This window comes from Marinomonas sp. 15G6-16 (genome assembly GCF_055809555.1).
In genome coordinates this window covers 1,819,617-1,837,233 of record NZ_CM147916.1, presented here as the reverse complement: position 1 = coordinate 1,837,233, position 17,617 = coordinate 1,819,617, and the positions used below count along the sequence as shown (strand labels likewise).

Genomic DNA, 17,617 nt, shown 5'->3' with positions numbered 1-17,617 from the left:
AATTTGGAGTAATAACATGGCAAACCTCGTCATTGAAAATGTTAAAAAAAGCTACGGCAACACAGAGATTTTAAAAGGCATTAATATCTCTATTAAAACTGGAGAGTTCTTGATTCTCGTTGGTCCATCAGGCTGTGGTAAATCCACCTTGATGAACTCAATCGCAGGGCTTGAAGATGTAACAGAAGGTCGTATTTTAATCGCCGATAAAGATGTGACTTATACAACGCCAAAAGATCGTGACATCGCCATGGTGTTTCAATCTTATGCCTTGTACCCAAACATGACGGTCGAGCAAAACATCTCGTTTGGCTTGGAAATGCGCAAAGTGCCAAAAGAAGAACGCCAAGCAGAAGTACAACGGGTTGCTGAAATGCTGCAAATCAGCCATCTTCTGAATCGCAAACCAGCGCAATTATCTGGTGGCCAGCGTCAGCGTGTTGCCATGGGGCGCGCTTTGGCTCGTCGTCCTCAGCTTTATTTGTTTGACGAACCCCTTTCCAATCTTGATGCCAAGTTGCGTGTTGAGATGCGCACAGAGATCAAAAAACTTCACCAAAAACTTGGTACAACCATAGTTTATGTGACTCACGATCAAATCGAAGCCATGACCTTGGCCGATCGTATTGCGGTTATGAAAGACGGTGAAGTTCAGCAATTAGGCACACCTCAGGAAATTTACGACAACCCGGCTAACTTGTTTGTTGCCGGCTTCATGGGGTCACCTGCGATGAACTTTATTCCGGCAAAAGTCATCTCTCAAGACGGCAAGCCAATGTTAGAACTAGCCACTACATCAAATGTCGCTTTGCCATTTCCAAAAGCCGAAGCATTGGAAGATTACGTCGGCAAAACAGTGTTATTGGGCTTGCGTCCAGAAATGATTACCGAACCTCAGCCGCACAAGGAAGGCCAACCTTTTGTGACGACAACAGAGATCGAAGTAGAAGTCACAGAACCTATGGGCGCCGATACTATGATTTTGACTCGTGTCAGTGATGCTGAAATTAACTGTCGCTCTAATCCTATGTATCCTGCCGAGGCTGGCGCCATTATCAAAATGATGTTCGATACGTCTAAAGCAGTGGTATTCGACCAGAGCACAGGACAACGCCTTGATAAGTGATTAAGACGTGTTTTTATAAAAGCACTTTTACGACACGTTAAATCAAAACAAAAGATGCCTGTTTGCGACAATCATGTTGTAAGCGGGCATTTTTTTACTCAAAAAAGCATATATTGCTGCACAAATGGTCAAAATTTATGCACAGTCTCTCGAACTTGTAACAAATATAAGATACATTTCTATACAACTGCCGTTTACATGACTGTGAAAATGCCGCTATGGAACTGGCTAAACAAAAAGTTATCGATTTTTAGATACGATAAGGAACCCTAAATATGAAAGTAACAAAGCGTTTTATCACTAACCTTGCACTGACGGGTGTTGCCCTGTCTGTTACAGCTTGTTCGGTCATGGGACCTCAACAAGGCTGGGAAGAAGACAAAGAATACCGTGTGACAATTTTGCACACCAATGACCACCACGGTCGTTTCTGGCAAAACAGCAATGGCGAATACGGCATGGCTGCTCGTAAAACCTTGATCGATAACATTCGTGAAGAAGTCGCATTAAATGATGGCAACTCTTTATTACTTTCTGGTGGTGACATCAACACAGGTGTTCCTGAGTCTGATCTTCAAGACGCAGAGCCAGACTTCCGCGGCATGAACATGCTTAAGTACGACGCAATGGCATTGGGTAACCACGAATTCGACAACCCTCTTTCTGTTCTTAAACAACAGCAAGAATGGGCTGGCTTCCCTTTCCTATCAGCAAACATTCTTGATGAAAAAACAGGTAAGCCATTATTTGATGCTTACAAGATTTTCCAAGTAGACGACCTAAAAGTAGCGGTTGTTGGTTTCACAACAGACGACACAGTAAAACTAGGTAACCCTGAATACCTAGAAGGCATCAAAATTGAATCTCCAATCGAAGTTGCTTCAACATTGGTTCCTGAACTACGCAAAAAAGCGGATCTTGTTATTGCTGTAACCCATATGGGTCACTACGCAAATGGTAACCACGGCGGTAACGCGCCTGGTGATGTTGCGCTAGCCCGCGCTGTTCCTGGTATTGATGTGGTTGTTGGTGGTCACTCTCAAAACCCATTGTTCGAGCCTGATGAGCAAAATGGCACGCTTATTTTGCAAGCACACGAATGGGGTAAATACGTTGGCCGTTTAGACTTCGTCTACAAAAACGGTGACATCGTAGATTCCACTTACGAACTGATTCCTGTGAACTTGAAGAAAAAAGTAAAAGACGCTGAAGGCAACTCAGTTCGCGTTTACATTCAAGACGAAATCGCACAAGACGCTGAAATGCTAAAAATGCTAACACCTTTCCAAGAAAAAGGTCAGGAAGAGCTTAACGTAGAAATTGGCTTCTCTAACGCAGATTTCATTGGTGAGCGTAGCGTTGTTCGTAACCAAGAAACCAACCTAGGTAACTTGATTGCCGTTGCAATGCAGGAAAAAGTGAACGCTGATATCGGCATCATGAACTCTGGTGGTATCCGTGACGACATGCCAAAAGGCATCATCACTTACAAGAGTGTTCTGCAAGTACAACCTTTCGGCAACATGGTTTCTTATGTTGATTTCACCGCAGCTGAATTAACAGATTACCTTTCTGCCGTTGCCGCTAAACAAGCTGGTACAGGCGCATTCGCTCAATTCAGTGGTGTTTCACTCACATTGAAAGACGGCAAAGCAACAGACATCCTTGTTGATGGAAGCCCACTAGATGCTGCTAAAACGTACCGCATTGCGATCAACAGCTATGTAGCAACAGGTGGCGATGGTTACCCTAAAGTGATCGATCACCCTAACTATGTAAACTCTGGTTATGTTGATGCAGATCTTTTGGTGGAATACATCAAAAATAACTACCCACTTGATGGCGCGAAATTCGCTCCTACAGGTGCTGTTAAGCGTTAATAGCAAACGAGCATTTCGCTCATAAAAATCCCCCAACAGAGGACACTCTGTTGGGGGATTTTTTTATGTCTAGAAAAAGTTAAACCGTATAAATCTCGCTAGTCTTTTTGGTAATTCAACGTCCAAGTTAATGGCGTGGGCAACTTTTCAGACTCTAACTTCACGGTATACAACAATTCGTGGTCTGAGACTTTCTGCCAAGTGCTCGTTCGTTTACCGCGTTCTGACTCAAGCACAATCACGACAGCATCATCCGTTTGCTGGAAAGTACCGGAGATCTCTATACCTTCTTCGTCAACCTCAACCACCTCACCTTGCGCTGTAAGCGGTATTTCATCCATTTCGGCGTCATCGCATTGCCATTGGAATTGATCGGCTTGCACGCCAAATGTCCACGACTCACAAATCTGTGTTTGCTTTTTCAATACGGGGCGAGCCAAAGCACGAATAAAGAAATTCATCTCTTGTGCTACTTTCTCAACGGCTTCATCTAAGGTTGCTTGCGTATTGCCCGCATCTTGCAAAACCCACTTACCGTCAAGCTCCGCAGCCTGCACACCAAGGCTTAACCCAAAACCTATTAGCCCAATACTCACCTGCTTCTTCACTCTGTTTCTCCTTATTTTTATTATGAATAGAGACTTTCTACGAAGTAACAGACAAATAATCGCAAACAAAAGGAGAGTTGTGAGGCGCAAAAACAATCACAATGACTGACATTTAGCGCCACAGAGCGGAATTATGAACTCGTTAAAGGGAAGCGAATATCCGCGCCTAAGCACTGGCTTACGGCGTCTTCTTTAAGAGGAACGGAGAAATAATAACCTTGATAGCGAGAGCAACCCGTTTGATCGAGAAGGACTTTCTCTTCCAAACTTTCTACGCCTTCCGCCAAAACAGAGAGCTGCATGTGAGACGCCATAGAAACGATGGTGTTAATAATGGAGCTATTACTGCTGCTACCAGTGAGATCTCGGACGAAAGATTGATCAATTTTCAATTGAGTCAATGGGAAATGCTGAATATAACGCAATGACGAATAACCTGTGCCGAAATCATCGATGGAGAAACGAATATTCAATGCCTTAAGCTGCCTCATTTTTTCCGTCACAGAAGACATGTTTTCCACCAGCATGCCTTCGGTAATTTCGAGATCCAACAAGCTGGCATCAATTTGGTATTTCTCGATGGTGCTACTTACCGTATCGACAAAGCTTTCTTTGGCAAATTGATAAGGGCTGATATTAATCGCAATACTTTCAAACAGCGGCGGTAAGCCTTGTTCCTGCCATCTTTTCAATTGCTGACAAGCACGGTCTAAAACCCAACCACCGATTTCATCAATCACACCGGTTTCTTCTGCGACGGGAATAAAGCGACTTGGCGGCACTTGCCCAAGTTCATCATTAAACCAACGTAAAAGTGTCTCGAAACCGATCAATTGCCCATTTGAGTTAACCTGCGGCTGATACACCAAATAGAATTCATTTTTACTGATCGCTCCGTGTAATGCTTTTTCAAGCGCCAGCTTTTCCGCCACTTCCTGTTGCATTTCTTGTCGATAAAAGCAGTACTGATTACGCCCTTTTACCTTGGCGTCGTACATGGCGGTATCCGCTTGGCGAAGTATGTGCGTATCGTTTTCATTTTCAGCAGGAAACAAGCTGATACCAATACTCGCGGAGATAAACACATCGGTTTCGTCTAAACGGTATATCTGCGACAGTTTAAAGAGCAAGGTTTCTGCCAGCTGCGAGACTTGATGCTGAGCTTCTTCATGGCTTTTCCCCAAAACAGGAAGTAAAAGAACAAACTCATCTCCACCAATTCGCACTGCTATTTCAGGCTCGGTAAGACAAGAAACAATACGCTTGGCAACTTCCTCTAAAAGCGAGTCGCCGACATGATGCCCCATGGAATCATTAATGCTCTTAAAGCGATCTAAGTCGAGAAACATTAAGCCACCAATATGGCCTTTTATACGCGCATCGGTAATCACTGTTTCTAAGTTCTGATTCAGAAAACGGCGATTTGGCAAGCTGGTCAACGTATCGTAATAGGCTAAAAACTTTACTTTCTCTTCGCTTTTCCGACGTCGTGTAATGTCCCTAAAAGACGCTAAAAAGCACTCTTCTTGATCTAAAATGATGATATTTCCGCATACCTCAACCGGGAAGCTCTCTCCATCTTTCCTAAAGTAATCAGCTTCATAAGTGCTTGCTTCTTCGGTTGGGGATTCAGACCATTGTTTAAGCAAATCTGGTGTCTGCTTTGGATCAATGTCTTGGATATTAAGCGTGAGCAGTGTGTCTGTGTCGTAACCCAATAAACGGGAAGCTTGGTCATTGGTGTCTAAAATTCTGCCTTTCAAGTCAGTCAGCAGCATAGATTCACTGGATTGGTGCACAACCGCCTTGAAATAGGCTTCACTTTTCTCTAGCTCCACTTCTACTTTTCGTCGCTTATGCCACAAAGCCGTTATGGTTTGCGCCAAAATACCTAATTCATCTTTTCGGGCGGCCTCTTTAAACTGAAATTGTTCTGGCTCGACTTCAGCTTCATCCAGCACGCTCAGCTGGTTGGTTAGTCGGAATAGAGGTCGAGAAAGTTGAAAGTACACCAACAGAAAGATCATTCCGCCCAATAGAATAGCTGAAAAGAACGCCACCACTGAACCACGAATATTGCGTTGTACAAAGCCAGTCACGAGCTCTGCCGTATCAACATGCACCACAAGCCGACCCACAGAGTAGTCATCAACGATCAACTCCATGGCAAAAACTTTCGGCAGGCCTCTTAGGAGCGCATCGGATATCCAACGAGTAGAGACCTCAGCCAATGGCCGATAAGTGCTAGCTAAAACCTTGCCTTCCGCGTCTTCTAGTTTGGTTTCATAATATCCACGATGGAACATTAAGCCTTTTAGAACGTTTTCAGCCGCAGTGACATCGGAAAACACCACAGCTTCCGATGCAAAGTACTCAACACTGTGCAGAGAGGACAAAATCTGCTTCTGCAAGGCAACCTTTCGCTTTTGCCAATCGTCTCCAATAGACAACCCGCTAATCGCTAAAAGTATCAAACATAGAAACAACAAGGCCTTTTTAATTTGACTGTAGAAAAGGCTTTTTCGATGCGCTGTCATAGTACTCCATTTATTTTTTGTAGAAGTAACTCGCCACCCTACTTAAATCTAGCATACCTCGGAAAAGTCGTTTGGTTTAATATTCTTTCATAAGCAAGAAGCAAACCAACAGGCAAAAAAATCTAGCCGAAGCTAGATTTTCTATACGAACTAATTAGTTAATGCTCTTTCGTTACTTTTCAAACAAGGCCGCACGCTGTACTTCGATGATTTCAGCAATGCCTTTACGCGCCACAGCCAACATACCCATCATGTGCTGATCACTGAAGGCTTCGCCTTCTGCGGTGCCTTGAATCTCGATGAAACCGCCTTTGTCATTCATAATCACGTTCATGTCCGTTTCGGCATTAGAATCTTCTGGGTAATCCAAATCCAATACTGGCTCACCTTTATAAACCCCTACGGAAATCGCAGCGATTTGAGACACAATTGGGTTCGCTTTGATCTTCTTGTTCTCAACCAAAGTTCGCATCGCATCCGCCAAGGCCACAAAACCGCCCGTAATAGACGCAGTACGCGTGCCGCCGTCAGCTTGAATCACATCACAGTCAATCGTGATTGTGTTTTCACCAAGTTTCTTTAAGTCGACAGCAGCGCGCAAAGAACGACCAATCAAACGCTGAATCTCAACCGTGCGACCACCTTGCTTACCGCGCATCGCTTCACGATCCATACGGTTGCCAGTTGAACGAGGCAACATGCCGTATTCCGCTGTAATCCAACCTTGGCCTTTGCCTCTCAAAAAACGCGGCACACCAGGAACAACCGTCGCCGTACAAATCACCTTAGTGTCACCGCACTCAATAAGCACAGATCCTTCTGCGTGTTTAGTAAAATTGCGTGTGATTTTCAATGGACGTAATTGGTCGACCGCTCTTCCGCTTGGGCGCATAGTTCTTCTCTCTATTTATTAACCGAGTTGTAAAGCCGTCATTATAACGAAGCCACACAAAATTGCGCCCCCAAGCCACCGGAAAACCTCGCAATAAGGGAAAGTGTCGTCGCCTTTTCCAATACGTTACAATGTCGCTTATTTTTTCTATTTAGGTATTCGATATGACAGCAAGCATGACCGCCTTTTCACGCCAAGAAGCCACATACGACTGGGGCACCATTAGCTGGGAAGTTCGCTCAGTCAACCAACGTTATTTGGAACCCAACTTTCGTTTACCAGATAACTTCCGCGAGCTAGAATTCGCCTTTCGTGATGTGCTGCGCAAAAAACTCAACCGAGGCAAACTAGAATGCCAACTACGCTTCCAAGCTGTAGACAAAGCCGCCACCAGCCTAAACATCAATGCCGAAAACGCCCAAGCCCTTGCTAACGCAGTCAACACTCTAGGCACTTGGTTCAAAGACCTTGATCCAGTGAATCCTCTCGATATTTTAAAATGGCCCGGCATATTGAGTGACACAGGCACAGACGCAGAGATTATGAAAAAAGCTGTCAAAGACCTCTTCCAAAAGAGTGTTGATGAATTGATCGACATGCGTTTGCGAGAAGGCGCACAACTAAAAGACATCATCGAGCAACGCTTAGATTCTATCGACGCAATTGTCGTAGACGTCCAAGCCAAACTGCCTGAGATCATCGCCGCGCAAAAAGCCAACTTACAAGACAAATTGGAAGCCGCGAAAGTGGAACTCGACCCAATGCGCGTGGAAGCAGAAATCGTCTTACTGGCACAAAAAGCCGACGTGGCCGAAGAACTGGATCGCCTAGCGACTCACACCAAAGAAGTCCGCCGACAGCTACAACAAAAAGGCCCAATCGGCCGCCGCCTCGACTTCCTCATGCAAGAACTCAACCGCGAAGCCAACACACTTTCATCCAAATCCATCGTAGTGGAAACCACACAAAGCGCCGTGGAATTGAAGGTCTTAATCGAACAAATGAGAGAACAGATTCAGAATATTGAGTGATTTCAAATAAGAAGTTTGATTCAAAAACATTGCGGTATACCTTGATGTATTAATATACCTTTGACTATAATCACATCAAGTGGATTGGGAGTGCCCGATCGGCGTCTAAACCTCGGTGAGTGCATCGGGGTTTTTCGCTATCTGGAGTCTGAAAAATTCCAATTAACGCTTCTTTCTTTATGGGAAATGCTTTAACCCCCATTGATCATAACCCTGACCAACCTCTTCTCGACCGCCTTCACAATAAAACTTAGAACGTAATACATCAAAAGCTCTATTTGGTTGCTGGGGATTAATGACATATCGCCCTATTGGCCTTGCCACTAAATCCGCTAATTGTAACCCTGCTGAATTTGATGCTTTCGAAACCATGCGAATTTTAAAGGGCAAATCACGCTGATATTTATTTTCTCCATCACAAATACGACGAAATTCTAATTCAAGCTCATCGTCTTCTTTGGCACCTCGGCACTCTACAATAACGTGCGTTTCTCGCTCTGCCTGCCCTTTCTCTATAACAAGATCGTAAAGGGTCTCCAAGCAGTGCTTCAATGCCTTATGGTAGGGATTCTCTGATTCTTCATGAGTGTGAATTTTATGCTTTTCAATCACACAAGAGGCTAGAATGAAATTACTATGGTCGATGATATTACTCAAACGTTCTAAAAATGCATTCTTTTCTGAACGATTACTGAACACAGTAAAATCGCCTTTCTCCTTACGGATCTCGTGTTCATGTAAGATCACAGAATCATGTCCAAAATAATCAAACTTCAAACGCTGTAACTGAGGAACCACATTAGAGAGATAATGCTCTTTATAGAAGATACAAAAAGCCAGCACAAATACAGGGTAATCTTGGTTAACCGAGGTGAGACTATGGTCTCCACTCTCGTCAACATAAACAACAAAATCACTGAACTTTGGCATAATAGAATCCTTTCTTTATATGGTTCGATTTATTACATTGCCTCCTGACCTGATTTATCTAGAGTAAATCAGAAAATCACCACAAACTCTTTTTCTCGATAAAATCTAGGCCAACTCTTGTTTGGTTAGCGCCAAATCGTTGTAAAAGATTAAGCGCGTATTCATAACGAAGCTCGGAAACGACCTGAGCTTTAACATTATTGATGCTTAAAACGCCCTCTTTCTCTCTAACTTGCGCTAAGTCTAGCGTAGTGCCGTCTGCAAAACGCCCCTGATTAAGCGCATAAAATGTGTCCCATGTTGGGCTACCACCATCAAAAAATGAAAACACTTTCAATGCAGTAGAGTCGTCTAAATTGAGGTAAATATATTCATTAGAATTTGCCTTTCCATTTGCAGTAGATAATGTGACGTCATGTAACTTTACCGCTTTCAGTGCAAGGGGGTCTTTACCTATTCTATCTTGCCATCGTTTCGCTTTTTGGTCTGGAACTAAATCACATGCAGGAGTCAAACAGATCCAATACTCACCATCAAAAGATAATATGCTGCCTGTATTCAGGTGACTTCCAACAACAGGCATAGAGCACGTGAAAGCATTTAGGTGCCCACAAGACTCATCAGAACTCTTTATACATTCCCTAAAAAAGTTTTTAACCGCACTTTTAGCATCATATTGACTCGATAAAGCCCCTGATATTTTTTGAGAAAAGGCTCTTAACGAATCTTTAGATGCCCTTCCCAGTTGTTCCCAATGAAGGTCGATCGCTTTATCATGGATTACAGTATCTGCTTGCTGAGATAACAAAGTATATAACCACCCAGCCTGAGCAGGCCTGTTAGAAAGAATACTTTGGGCTTGTTCAAAGCCTCGTTCATCAATCTCATGACGAATTTTAGCCATCAACAAATGCATAGGAGAAGCATTGTACTTATTCAAGGCGTCACACATTGCTTGGTGAAGCTCTTCTTCTGGATCATCCGACACCTTACGAATAACAGAAACAAAAACCCTTCCGGTTGCTATAAAATTAACTCCTGATTCTATGCCGCCCCAGTCCCAAGAAAGGTTGTCTCTGGATGTATCACTAAACTCTATGCTTAGACTCTTACAAATTTCTAATAAACGCCACTTAACCCAGTTATCTGAGCTTATACCTGAGTCTCTACCTATTGCTTCTATTTCTCTTAGGCTCGAATGAAAAATATGATTTGGGTTTCGAATGCTAAGAGCTGCTCTACTATTCTGACATTCTAATAATTTCAAAATTTCAGCTTTATCAAATGCTATATCACGATTTAACCAGCTATAACCAGTACCATCACCATTATCATCTAGCCAACTCTCTATATTGTCTACAACTCCAGCTTCAACAGTAAGAAATTCCGGTTGCTTGACTTCGTGTAAATCAAAGAGAATGTCTTCATAAACCTCTTTTATATCACTCTCACCCACACCCTTTGTATGAACAAGAATAATATTAAAATGGTTATTTGAATCCAGTTTCTTAATTATATTCCTTGCCCTCTCCCCATTGTCTGAGGTTGCTTCTCCATCTAAGTGATAGTCAAGTATGAGCAAATCACTGTGATTCAAATGTTCAGGTATATAATTATCATCTCCAATTTTGGGTGACTTCCCATCAAAAACATCTAAGCTCCAATTGTGTGTGTTATGACACATTTCAGATATTTTTTTTAACCGGTCTATATTATTTTTTTCGCAACTTTACTACCACCTGAATTATCTAATAACTCCTTTAACGTAGGGTATTCATCATCAATAACTGTGACATTCCGAATAGGATCAACAAATGCTTCTTTGATTAGATCTTGATAAGTTATTGCCGTATCACTCATGCGTTAGTCCCTTAAACTCAATAGCAAAATTAGCACCTGATAATAGTTTTTTTTCAGGGCGTGTTTCATAGCGGATTTTATGGCCGCCAGCTTGTAAGTTTTGCTTCGATAGATATAGCCCCACTCCACGGCCACCTCGCTGCTTGCGGGTAAAGAAAAGAGTGAAAAGCTGATCATAATCGTCTTGATCAACACCTTGACCTGTATCTGAGATGTAAACCTCACCATCTTTAATATCTAAAACAATTTTTCTGTCACCCCTATCACCACGCTGACACCAATAGAGGGAATTGTTAATCAAGTTCATAAAGACAGGATAGATGCGCGCAGGCACTTCTTGAATAACTATCGAATCAAAAGCTTTTGACGTCTCGAAGGTAATATTCGCTTTTTCAAAGTTTTCACCAAAATACAATTGCAGGTATTCCGTTATCTTAGAACCTTTAATTCTTTCAATGGTTTTTCTTCCTGACAGCTTGAGTGGCGATAAGAAGCGTAAGCGTTCGGTGAGAGACTGATGAGCATGAGAGGCACTCTCTAGCAATGCGGTTTGCCTCTCCGTTAAACCATCCGAGCTAAGGTTTCTCAAACCGTACTCGATGGTTTGATCTAACCCTTCTAACTCGTGACCGATGATTTCAACAGTAATACCGAGCTGAGCTAGTGAGTGAAGCCGTGTTACCTCTTCTCGGTACTTTTCTGTCTGGTTCATACTATGAACAGCAAGATTCTCTAAATCTATCTCTTCGCTAATACGCTCCAGCGCTGTGACATATGGAGAGAGTTTCTGGGCATTCTCAATTTCTACTTTGGCTTGAGTATCATCCAGCTTTTCGAGCACTAGGTTCAAAGAGCCTTTTTCAAGCTTTAAGTCCTCTAAGTCCTCTTCTACAGCAAGCTTATATTGCTCACGACAGTGCTTGATCAACTCATCAAACTCTTGCTGCTGCTTTGCCAGCATCGCCTTACCCTGTGCAGCATAACGAGTAATGCTGCTATTAAGGCTGGCTACTTTACTGCGATATACTTCAGAGGCTTTTTCATAATCGGACTTTTGAGTAGATTCCGCTAATGCTTTATTCACAACAAAAGTTAATTCTTTCACTAAATCTTTCGCAGCCAGCTCATGTTTACGATAGCCACGATAATCATCCTCCAAACGCCCTAAATTAGTAGGAATAGGGCTTAATGAAAATGCATGTGTTGTGTCATTAAAATCATCAACTTCAGATTTTAGTTTTTGAATTTCATCAATCGAATTAAGCGATAAACGACTTTCAAATGTTTCTTTTAACTCAGCTAGCTTATCAACATGTGAAATGAGCTGGTTAAGGTTCTTCTTAATGGAGTTACGAATTCGAGAACGCTCTTTGGATTGAATCTTTTTACGGTCTGCATCCGCTTTTTCTAAAGCTTTTTGCTCTTTTATATTGTCTATAGTTGCTTTTCTATTATCAGACTCTCTACCGAAATGCTTCAAGGCAGAATCTTCTAAAATATTTTCAACGATTTCACGGAAGAGTTTAGCTGCACGGTTTTCAATAATACCTTCACGCCCAGCTTTATCCTTCAGGTTTGGGTTATTTTCTCTTGATATTGACACCCTTCCAAACATACGTCGATTTGCCCAAAAATAGCGCCCTGCATTTTTTGACCGGCGTTCCTCTATTGAGAAATAGTCACTATCCGCCCTTCCATAAGGCATAACGCGCAAGCCATCACGATATACGCGAAAGCCTCCATACTTCTCAGCTTGTTCTTTGAAAAATGCATGTTGTTGTTCAGACAAAGAAGTACTACCAATCTGTAGCTCAAACGTTCCAGCTCTTAAATAAAATGGCCCAAATGATGAATCTGCACGAACCTTGTAAGCGGTTCTTGGTTTCACCGTATAATTTTCAATCCATTCCCCAAACACTTTAAGGCGACCATGAAAATAGCCTTCTTCATCTACATGACCTTCTAGAATGTGTTCAAGGTCTTCGAGGTTCTTTAAGTCAAACTCTCGGTCTTCACTGACCAGATCAAATGGCACACCTTGACGCCAACCGCGCACTAAGCAGCTAAAGTCACTGGCGATAGGTTCTGAACCTTGAGAAAAAGGATCGGTAAAATTAGATAAAGTTTGGAAAAAGCGCTCTCTTGTTAATTTTTCAGATTCATCCGCTTCTAAAAGTGGAATAGTCGAAAGCTGCACTTCAAGATCATAGATAATATCTGCGATGAACATGGCAGTTCCATGCTCAGATTCACCTTGATAAACAGACCATTTATTTAGCTGCTCTTCAGAAAAAACCTCTTTTATTAAGGTATTTTCAATCTGCTTTTGAGTTGTTTCGTCTTTTCCATCTTTTTCTTCCTGCTCGGAAAAGGCTTTCCAAGCTTCAGCCAATCTCTGGTTTCGGGCTGAATCGTCTACATCGCCCCATATGTTGCCCATCATTTGATCAAATAATGCAGGCAACTCTTCTATAAGAGCTGACGCTTTAGAAAACTCAGTAATAGGAATACGAATATCGTGAAGATAAAGAAAGGGGTTTTCAAATAACCGCCAGTCAATCAAAGCGGCTACAAAGTCTTCGTTTTTACGTTTTGAAACTAATAATAAAAGTGGGCCTAATGCTGCCGAGGAAAGACGACCAATGCCTTTTTGCCCTTGCTTAGGCCTAATAGGTAATCCATTACGGTCTTCTATAGGAATTTCAAAACCATTGGTTTTAGATTCTGTACCAACGGTTAACCACTTACTTTCGAACTCTTGACGGTTCATCCCATGACCATCATCAAGAATAGCAGCTACTTTGATATCACTATCAAATAAATGCAGTTCAACATGCTTGGCATAAGCGTCATAGGCATTTTTCCAAAGCTCAGATATAGCGGTAGGACAATCTGCTATCTGTTCACGACCTAAATGGTCTATGGTTCTTGCTCTTGTTTGAAACGTAACTGGTGATGCCATTGCTCATCTTCCTGAATATAATCCTTTAAAAATACCTCTATCTTACAATCAAAGAAAGTATAGGGTTTATTAAGTTGCTAACAACTTAGTAATTTCTGATAAGAGGGCTTCCCCTAGTTTAATAGGTACTGCATTGCCTATCTGTTTCGCCATCGCCATTGACCCACCTGTAAAAATGTAATCATCTGGAAAGGTTTGTAGGCGAGCAGCATGACGTAACGTTATTCCATGTGGCAACCAAGGATGCACAAAACGCCCTTTTGAAGGGTTGTTGCATCCTGTCGTAATTGTGTTGGAAGGCTGATGTGGAAATATACGACCATATACATCCTTATGACCTTTGTAGTCTTTATGACAATCTAACTCTCGCCCCGACTCGTCCCTACCACCCAATAATGGTGTATTTTTAAAAACTTGAGTCAATGCTGCAGAATGAACCATATTTAAATTACATGGATCTTTTGAGTCTATACTTTCACCCCACTCTAAAGATGTCATTGTTTTATCAGACTCTTCTTTAGAATAACCAAACTTTTCTTCTAAGCGGCGTTTGAATTTATTAAGCGTAGAGACATTCGGTTCTTCAAAAACAGATGAGGATGTTAACCATTGAGAGCTGCCTAATTTGTAATGTGTCGGCTTCGGTGGCCATTCAATGTCGTTTTCTATAACGTCATTCCGGACAGCAAAAATGAAAGCGCGTCTGCGATTCTGAGGAACACCATAATCTCGAGCGTTTAAAATCAATGGCGCACCAGTAATGACCTGATAGCCATGTTTTTTAGAAAGGTTGAGGAAATCATTAAGGTATTTTTCATGGCGAGGCCATAATAAGCCGGGGACATTTTCGACTAAAAATACTTTAGGTTTAAAGAGCTCTACAAAATCAAAATAACGAATGAGTAAAGCGTTTCTTGGGTCGTTTTTACCTGAGTCTTTAATGCGATGAGATGAGAATCCTTGGCATGGGGGGCCGCCTAACAGAATATCTAAATGGCCAGTTTTAATACCTTGGTAGCGCATAATCGAGTCGATATCGACTTTCGTTATATCTTGAGCAAATACTTGAGTCGGAGCACCTAGCCGTTCAACTAGGTTCTTTTGATAAGTTTCAGCGGCATTTTGATCAAACTCTATGGCAGCAAGTACATCAATACCGACGTTATGTGCAGCAAGTGAAAAGCCGCCCGCTCCTGAGAATAAATCAATTGCCGTTAATTTTCGTGCCATCGTAAATTCGCAAATCTAAAAATACCGCAATTATACGTAAGGTCAGCTTATTGTCATAACTTAATAACGCTATTACCTATAAGTTAACTTTTCTATAGGAAAATATTTTCCCTAATTAAGTTAATCGGTATTTTTGTAGTCTACTGTTAGGTTTTTAACTACATCAGCGAACAGTCACACTTTTACGCGCATAAAAATGTAAAACGTAACAATTTTATGCGCACAAAAGTGTAATTCAGATTATTATATAAGCAGTTTTATGATCTTGATAGGCGGACAAAACAATGCAGCGCACTTTACTCGACTCTTTAATGGCATGGAAAAACCAACCTACACGCAAACCCTTATTGATTGATGGGGCTAGGCAAACAGGTAAAACGTATCTGTTACAAACCCTGTTTGGCAGCACTTTTGCCAACGTCCTTCGTATCGACTTTCTGGAAAACCCTGATTACAAAGTAGCTTTCGATGGTTCACTTTCGCCAGATGAGTTGTTAATGAACATTGAGTTGCTGACCAATCAGGCGTTCAACCCAGAAACTGACCTGCTGATCTTAGATGAAATTGGTGAATGTGAGCGGGCTGTTACTTCATTAAAGTATTTTGCCGAAAAAGCGCCATCCTATTTTGTCGCAGCCAGCGGCTCGAACATTGGTTTATTGGGTACCTTTCCTGTTGGCAAAGTAGAGCAATACAATTTGCGCCCATTAACTTTCCAAGAGTTTCTTTATGCTTCTAATGAACAAGCTCTGATCAAAGCGTTTGATAATCAAACAGACTCTTCGGCTGCACATGCGAAATTAATGGATAAGCTGACAGATTACTTTTTCACTGGAGGCATGCCTGAGGCAGTTTCGGCTTGGAATCAATATAAAGAATCGAGCATTTTAGAACGCGTTGAAAAGGTCTCTAAAATTCATGCTGATTTAGTCGAAGGCTATCGCCGTGATTTTGGTAAGTACGCAGGCAAAATAGACGCAACGCTGATTGAATCTGTATTCAATGGTATTCCTGCACAATTATCTTTGGTTGCTGATGAGTCTGTTAAACGCTTTAAATTTAAAAATGTGCATGAGCGTAAGTCTCGTTACAGTGATTTTGAAACAGCGATTCATTGGCTAAAATGCTGCCGCTTGGCATTGGCAAACTATCCTATTGAAGGACAACCAAAATCGCCTCTAGCGGCCTATAAAAAAGAAAATATGGTTAAACTGTTTCTGTTAGATGTGGGTTTGCTCAATCACATGTTGGGCAGTGGCTATAAAGAAATTAAACAACAAAACTATGAGTACAAAGGCTACATAGCCGAGAACTTTGTACAACAAGAGCTCACAGCCATTGGTATTGACCCAAGTTACTCGTGGAATGATGCTCGTGCTGAAATTGAATTTGTACTAGCAACAGATGAGGGAAACATCATCCCGGTCGAGGTGAAAAGCGGCAAGCGCACACGAGCTAAGTCGCTAGCGTCCTACATTGAAAAATGCTCGCCAAGTAAGACCTTCAAACTCACAGGCACACAAGGCTCCTCTGCACTAGAACACACTAATATTGTGATGCCATTATATTTCACACAGTATTTGCCACAGAGATGGTAACAGCCTTTATATTAATAAACATTTCTGGGCTCTAAGTTATTCTGAAAAAGTAAGAAGCTTACTAACGCTCCACCTAAAACAATTGCTCAAGCTCTTCAATGATTAGAGTCTCAGCTCGTTCACGGCTGAGCAGTTCTCGCATGCGTTTTGCAACTTGTTCTGCTTTGATTGGACGGTAGCGTTTTATGATGGGGATGTACTTCAATACTGAGTACAAAGAAATGGCGAGTTGTTCACCGAATCTAAGGTTGTCGCGTTTACCCTCAAGGAAAGAAGGGCGAACAATGGCTATCTGTTTCCAATTCAAGGCTTGTAGATTTTGTTCCAGTTGGCCTTTTAAGCGCAGATAAAAAGAAGCCGATTCAGGATTAGCGCCAGCAGAGGAGATTAACGCGACTTTTTGTACGCCATTTTGGTTGGCGTATTGAGCAATCTTTGTTGGTATTTCAAGGTCCACTTTGCGCTGCGCAGACTTACTGCCAGCCTGTTTGAGTGTTGTGCCTATGCAACAAAAAAGCTCATCGCCGTGCAACAAGCTTTGCCATTGAGCAATATCGTCGAAGTCAACCAGATGTATTTGCAGCTTATTTTCTGGGTCTTGATATGTATCAGCCGCGATTTCTCGTCGCACAAAAATATGAACAGTCTTATATTTCTCATCAAGTAAAAGCTGTTGCGTCAGCTGCTTACCCACTAATCCAGTTGAGCCAATTATCAAGGCTATCTTTTGCTTCATGGTAAATCCTGCACTCGGTCGTTTTTAATATTAAAACAAAAGAACAACGGCTCTTGTATTCAGTTTCTCTATATCACTGAGACAATCTTAATATTATATAAGTAAAAAATTGCAGATTCAGATAAGTACGAATAAAGTTAAGAAGGTAAGCTTTGTTTTAGTAACTATCGTTTCGTTCTAAAATCAGGCATGATTGTTTAAAATTCATCCACTTTATGAGTTTTGAA

At 41.9% G+C, this 17,617-nt stretch carries 13 protein-coding genes; 4 read left to right on the top strand and 9 right to left on the bottom strand.

Annotated elements, in window-relative coordinates; translation table 11 throughout:
* Positions 1-16: 16 nt before the first annotated feature.
* Entirely contained in the window at positions 17-1,126 is a 1,110-nt protein-coding gene (locus AC0L46_RS08860) for an ABC transporter ATP-binding protein (RefSeq protein WP_414682174.1), read from the top strand.
* Positions 1,127-1,401: 275 nt separating this feature from the next.
* Positions 1,402-3,006 (top strand): bifunctional UDP-sugar hydrolase/5'-nucleotidase UshA, encoded by a 1,605-nt coding sequence (gene ushA, locus AC0L46_RS08855; RefSeq protein ID WP_414682173.1) that lies wholly within the window; start codon positions 1,402-1,404, stop codon positions 3,004-3,006.
* A 98-nt stretch (positions 3,007-3,104) separates the two neighbouring features.
* On the opposite strand, the gene AC0L46_RS08850 is transcribed toward ushA, so the two are convergent.
* From AC0L46_RS08850 to rph, 3 genes are all read right to left on the bottom strand, one after another.
* Entirely contained in the window at positions 3,105-3,614 is a 510-nt protein-coding gene (locus AC0L46_RS08850; RefSeq protein ID WP_473503025.1) for a hypothetical protein, read from the bottom strand.
* A gap of 131 nt (positions 3,615-3,745) precedes the next feature.
* Positions 3,746-6,151, bottom strand: coding sequence for a bifunctional diguanylate cyclase/phosphodiesterase (locus AC0L46_RS08845; protein ID WP_473503023.1), 2,406 nt, complete (start codon positions 6,149-6,151; stop codon positions 3,746-3,748).
* A gap of 172 nt (positions 6,152-6,323) precedes the next feature.
* Positions 6,324-7,043: a ribonuclease PH gene (rph, locus tag AC0L46_RS08840; RefSeq protein ID WP_473503021.1), complete on the bottom strand. Its 720-nt coding sequence runs from the start codon at positions 7,041-7,043 to the stop codon at positions 6,324-6,326.
* Positions 7,044-7,207: 164 nt separating this feature from the next.
* Here rph and AC0L46_RS08835 point away from each other — a divergent pair, with 164 nt between their 5' ends.
* Positions 7,208-8,074, top strand: coding sequence for a YicC/YloC family endoribonuclease (locus AC0L46_RS08835; protein WP_473503019.1), 867 nt, complete (start codon positions 7,208-7,210; stop codon positions 8,072-8,074).
* Between the two features lie 177 nt (positions 8,075-8,251).
* On the opposite strand, the gene AC0L46_RS08830 is transcribed toward AC0L46_RS08835, so the two are convergent.
* From AC0L46_RS08830 to AC0L46_RS08810, 5 genes are all read right to left on the bottom strand, one after another.
* On the bottom strand, positions 8,252-9,004 hold the full coding sequence (locus AC0L46_RS08830) for a DUF3800 domain-containing protein (protein WP_473503017.1): 753 nt from the start codon (positions 9,002-9,004) through the stop codon (positions 8,252-8,254).
* 76 nt (positions 9,005-9,080) lie between these two features.
* On the bottom strand, positions 9,081-10,688 hold the full coding sequence (locus tag AC0L46_RS08825) for a response regulator receiver domain (RefSeq protein WP_473503015.1): 1,608 nt from the start codon (positions 10,686-10,688) through the stop codon (positions 9,081-9,083).
* Positions 10,689-10,711: 23 nt separating this feature from the next.
* Positions 10,712-10,864, bottom strand: coding sequence for a hypothetical protein (locus tag AC0L46_RS08820; RefSeq protein WP_473503013.1), 153 nt, complete (start codon positions 10,862-10,864; stop codon positions 10,712-10,714).
* Positions 10,857-13,826, bottom strand: a complete 2,970-nt coding sequence (locus AC0L46_RS08815) for an ATP-binding protein (protein WP_473503011.1) — start codon at positions 13,824-13,826, stop codon at positions 10,857-10,859. The genes AC0L46_RS08820 and AC0L46_RS08815 overlap by 8 nt, the downstream gene beginning before the upstream one ends.
* Positions 13,827-13,895: 69 nt before the next feature.
* Complete coding sequence (locus tag AC0L46_RS08810; protein ID WP_473503009.1) at positions 13,896-15,056, bottom strand: DNA cytosine methyltransferase; 1,161 nt, start codon at positions 15,054-15,056, stop codon at positions 13,896-13,898.
* A gap of 284 nt (positions 15,057-15,340) precedes the next feature.
* Here AC0L46_RS08810 and AC0L46_RS08805 point away from each other — a divergent pair, with 284 nt between their 5' ends.
* Positions 15,341-16,654, top strand: a complete 1,314-nt coding sequence (locus AC0L46_RS08805) for an ATP-binding protein (RefSeq protein ID WP_473503007.1) — start codon at positions 15,341-15,343, stop codon at positions 16,652-16,654.
* A 73-nt stretch (positions 16,655-16,727) separates the two neighbouring features.
* Here the strand turns inward: AC0L46_RS08805 and AC0L46_RS08800 are convergent, their stop codons facing one another.
* On the bottom strand, positions 16,728-17,390 hold the full coding sequence (locus AC0L46_RS08800) for an NAD(P)H-binding protein (RefSeq protein ID WP_473503005.1): 663 nt from the start codon (positions 17,388-17,390) through the stop codon (positions 16,728-16,730).
* Positions 17,391-17,617 lie beyond the last annotated feature (227 nt).

Excerpts from the sequence above, each read along its gene's own strand:
- AC0L46_RS08860 (WP_414682174.1), top strand. The coding sequence starts at position 17 with ATGGCAAACCTCGTCATTGAAAATGTTAAAAAAAGCTACGGCAACACA.
- ushA (WP_414682173.1), top strand. The coding sequence starts at position 1,402 with ATGAAAGTAACAAAGCGTTTTATCACTAACCTTGCACTGACGGGTGTT.
- AC0L46_RS08845 (WP_473503023.1), bottom strand. The coding sequence starts at position 6,151 with ATGACAGCGCATCGAAAAAGCCTTTTCTACAGTCAAATTAAAAAGGCC.
- rph (WP_473503021.1), bottom strand. The coding sequence starts at position 7,043 with ATGCGCCCAAGCGGAAGAGCGGTCGACCAATTACGTCCATTGAAAATC.
- AC0L46_RS08835 (WP_473503019.1), top strand. The coding sequence starts at position 7,208 with ATGACAGCAAGCATGACCGCCTTTTCACGCCAAGAAGCCACATACGAC.
- AC0L46_RS08830 (WP_473503017.1), bottom strand. The coding sequence starts at position 9,004 with ATGCCAAAGTTCAGTGATTTTGTTGTTTATGTTGACGAGAGTGGAGAC.
- AC0L46_RS08825 (WP_473503015.1), bottom strand. The coding sequence starts at position 10,688 with ATGTGTCATAACACACACAATTGGAGCTTAGATGTTTTTGATGGGAAG.
- AC0L46_RS08820 (WP_473503013.1), bottom strand. The coding sequence starts at position 10,864 with ATGAGTGATACGGCAATAACTTATCAAGATCTAATCAAAGAAGCATTT.
- AC0L46_RS08815 (WP_473503011.1), bottom strand. The coding sequence starts at position 13,826 with ATGGCATCACCAGTTACGTTTCAAACAAGAGCAAGAACCATAGACCAT.
- AC0L46_RS08810 (WP_473503009.1), bottom strand. The coding sequence starts at position 15,056 with ATGGCACGAAAATTAACGGCAATTGATTTATTCTCAGGAGCGGGCGGC.
- AC0L46_RS08805 (WP_473503007.1), top strand. The coding sequence starts at position 15,341 with ATGCAGCGCACTTTACTCGACTCTTTAATGGCATGGAAAAACCAACCT.
- AC0L46_RS08800 (WP_473503005.1), bottom strand. The coding sequence starts at position 17,390 with ATGAAGCAAAAGATAGCCTTGATAATTGGCTCAACTGGATTAGTGGGT.